At 71.3% G+C, this 2,833-nt stretch carries 3 protein-coding genes; all 3 read right to left on the bottom strand.

What is annotated here, in order from left to right; all coding sequences use genetic code 11:
- Nucleotides 1-102: 102 nt before the first annotated feature.
- A complete protein-coding gene (locus ACFWY9_RS36330) occupies nt 103-1,332 on the bottom strand; it encodes an MFS transporter (RefSeq protein WP_378341017.1) in 1,230 nt (409 codons plus the stop codon).
- Nucleotides 1,329-2,444: a PLP-dependent cysteine synthase family protein gene (locus tag ACFWY9_RS36335; protein ID WP_378341018.1), complete on the bottom strand. Its 1,116-nt coding sequence runs from the start codon at nt 2,442-2,444 to the stop codon at nt 1,329-1,331. Before ACFWY9_RS36335 ends, ACFWY9_RS36330 begins: the two co-directional genes overlap by 4 nt.
- Before the next feature lie 131 nt (nt 2,445-2,575).
- The coding region (locus ACFWY9_RS36340; RefSeq protein WP_378341019.1) for a hypothetical protein at nt 2,576-2,833 on the bottom strand (258 nt) is incomplete at its 5' end.

The following is a 2,833-nucleotide window of genomic DNA, read 5'->3' on the forward strand; positions in this document are numbered from 1 at the left end:
CACTGGCTGTGGCGTCGGTAGCGTCTGTGATTTATAAGAGACAGTACCGGCACTGGGCGCCGGTAAGGAGTCCTTCACGGCGCTGAAGGCGACCGACCCCGGCTACGAAACAGGTGCCAGGACGCGCCGACGGTCCAATGTGTACAGTCCCGCGCCGCAGACCACGCCGAGTGACACGAGCCCGGCCCACGGCAGCCATGGGTACCCTGCCGCGCGGGCGAGGTCGAAAACGCTGCCGGTGAACAGGTTCCCGAGCAGGATGCCGACGCCGACGATCGTGTTGTAGAAGCCGTAGTGCGTGGCCACCAGGCGTTCTCCCGCGAGGCCGACGATGGTGTCCATCTCGAACGGGAAGATCGCCGCCGTGCCGAGCGCGAGCAGCGCGGCGGTCAGCAGCAACGCGGCCGCCTGCCCACCGGGGCCGGTGCGGTCGGTGGCCACCAGCGGGGGCAGGAACGCGATCGCGAGCAGCGCCATGCCGATGACCAGGCAGCGGCCGGGTGCCCAGCGCCGCCGGAACCACGCGGTGACGCGCAGCTGCCCGGCGATCGCGACCGCGCCGGACACCACGAACAGCGCGGTCACGAGAGCCGTGCCCGAACCCGCGATCGCCTTGGCCTGCAAGGGAAGCGCGAGGTAGACCTGGAACGTCAGGACATTCGAGCCGACCATCACCAGCGCGAAGACCACGAAGGGGCGGTTGGCCAGCACGGTCCGCCAGTCGTGCAGGACCGAGCGGCGTTCCTCGGCCGGGTCACGGGTGGCGCGGGCGGGTAGCGCGCGGAGCTGGAGGACGGTCAGCGCGGCGAACACGGCGGCCGCGGCGAGGCAGGTCAGCCGGAAGTCGAACGCGGTCAGCGCCAGGCCGACGAGCGGGCCGAGCAGGATCCCGCCCTGGTAGAACACGTTGAACAACGCGAAGGCCTCGACACGGCGCGAACCCGCGTCGGCGGCGAGATACGCGCGGACGGCCGGGTTGAACAACGCACCGGCGAACCCGGTGGCGGCCGACGCGACGATCAGCGCCGGGAGCGTGTCCACCAAGCCCAGCAGGGCGAACCCGCCGGTGCGCAGCACACAGCCCGCGACGATCAGCGGTTTGTAGCCGAACCGGTCGGCCAGCGTGCCGCCGACCAGGAACATGCCCTGCTGTGAGAAGTTGCGGACCCCCAGCACCAGCCCGATCGCCCAGCCCGCGAGGCCGAGCGGGCCCGCGAGATACCCGGCGAGGTAGGGCATGAGCATGTAGAAGCCGACGTTGATGGTGAACTGGTTGACCATCAGCAGCCTGCTCGGGCGGTCGAACGAGCGGAATTCGGTGAGCAGCTTCATCGGGCCGCCCCGGCCGGGTCGGTGACGTCGGCGCAGCGCGTCCACCGGGTGACTTCGCGTTCGTCGCAGTGCTCGATCGTTTCGGGATGCTCGGCGGGTTCGACGTCGAGAAGGCCGTGCGTCGCGCAGTACGCGTCGTTGTAGACGGTGTCGAAGTAGCGGTGCGGGCCGTCAGGGAACACGGCGGCGATCCGGACGTGCGGGTCCTCGGTCCGGGCCAGCCAGCCCGCGACCAGCGCGACGGAGCCGACACTCCAGCCGCCGGTGGCGTGATGCGTGGCCGCGAGCCTGCGGCACGTCGCGACGGCTTCGCCGGGTGCGACCCAGTGGACCTCGTCAAAGGCGGAGTAGTCGACGTTGCGCGGGAAGATGCTCGAACCCAGGCCCCGCATCAGGCGTGTGCGGGCGGGCTGGCCGAAGATCGTCGAGCCGATCGTGTCGACGCCGACCAGCCGCAGGTGCGGGTTGAACTCCTTGAGCACCCGCACGATTCCGGCGGAATGGCCGCCGGTCCCGACCGAGCAGACGAGGACGTCGACGCGGCCGAGCTGCGCCAGCAGTTCCATCGCCAGCGACGCGTAGGCCTCGACGTTGTCGGGATTGTGGTACTGGTCCGGGCTCCACGAGCCGGGATGCGCGGCCAGCGCCTCCCGCACCCGGTCGCGGCGGGCCTGCTGCCAGCCACCGGTCTGGTGGGGTTCGGCGACGACGTCGACCTCGGTGCCGTGCGCGACCAGCAAGCGCCGCACGATCGGCTCCATCCCGGGGTCGGTGATCAGCGTGACCGGATGCCGGTACACGATGCCCGCCAGCGCGAGGCCGAGCCCGAGCGTGCCACTGGTGGATTCGACGATGCGCGCGCCGGGAGCGAGATCGCCGCGCTCCCTGGCCTTCCGGACCATGTGCAGTGCGGGACGGTCCTTCATGCCGCCGGGGTTGTGGCCTTCGAGTTTCGCCCAGAAACCGCGGCCGCCGGGGGCGAGGGGTTCGCCGATCCACAGCACCGGGGTGTTGCCGACGGCGGTGGCGGGGGAGTGGCAGCTGACGGCGCTGGTGAGCAGCCGCGCGGGGGAGGACGGCGCCGCGACGGGCGCGGAAATGACGCTGTTCATGGCGTTGGCTTTCTCGGTATCGCGTGCCGGAGCACGAAGGGCAGGGAGTCGCGGAGCCCGTTTCCGGCATGACTCGGCCCACCCCACGGCGGACGTGGGGGAAGGGCGGGCGGGAAACGGGTGCGGCTCGCTCAGGTCCGCGCGATACAGAGGTCGAGCAGCAGGGACCGGCCGGGGCGGCTCCGGAGTGGACATCGCCGCCGGGTGGAAACCCGGGAAAGGGGTGGGCGCAACACGGCTTCCGCCGGCAGCACGGCGGGAACGGCGGCCAGCGCGCCGCCGTCGTCGGCGCGTGGGGGCGCGCACAGGACGTCGGTGTGGTCGTGGGCGTGCCGGTCGTGCTCGTCGTGGCAGTCACCCGGATGCTCGGTACCGGCCACGGCGGCTAC

The sequence above is a fragment of the Amycolatopsis sp. NPDC059027 genome (assembly GCF_042739735.1).
In the GTDB taxonomy this organism is placed as follows: domain Bacteria; phylum Actinomycetota; class Actinomycetes; order Mycobacteriales; family Pseudonocardiaceae; genus Amycolatopsis.

Coding starts and splice junctions, on each gene's coding strand:
- ACFWY9_RS36330 (WP_378341017.1), bottom strand. CDS start 1,332: ATGAAGCTGCTCACCGAATTCCGCTCGTTCGACCGCCCGAGCAGGCTG.
- ACFWY9_RS36335 (WP_378341018.1), bottom strand. CDS start 2,444: ATGAACAGCGTCATTTCCGCGCCCGTCGCGGCGCCGTCCTCCCCCGCG.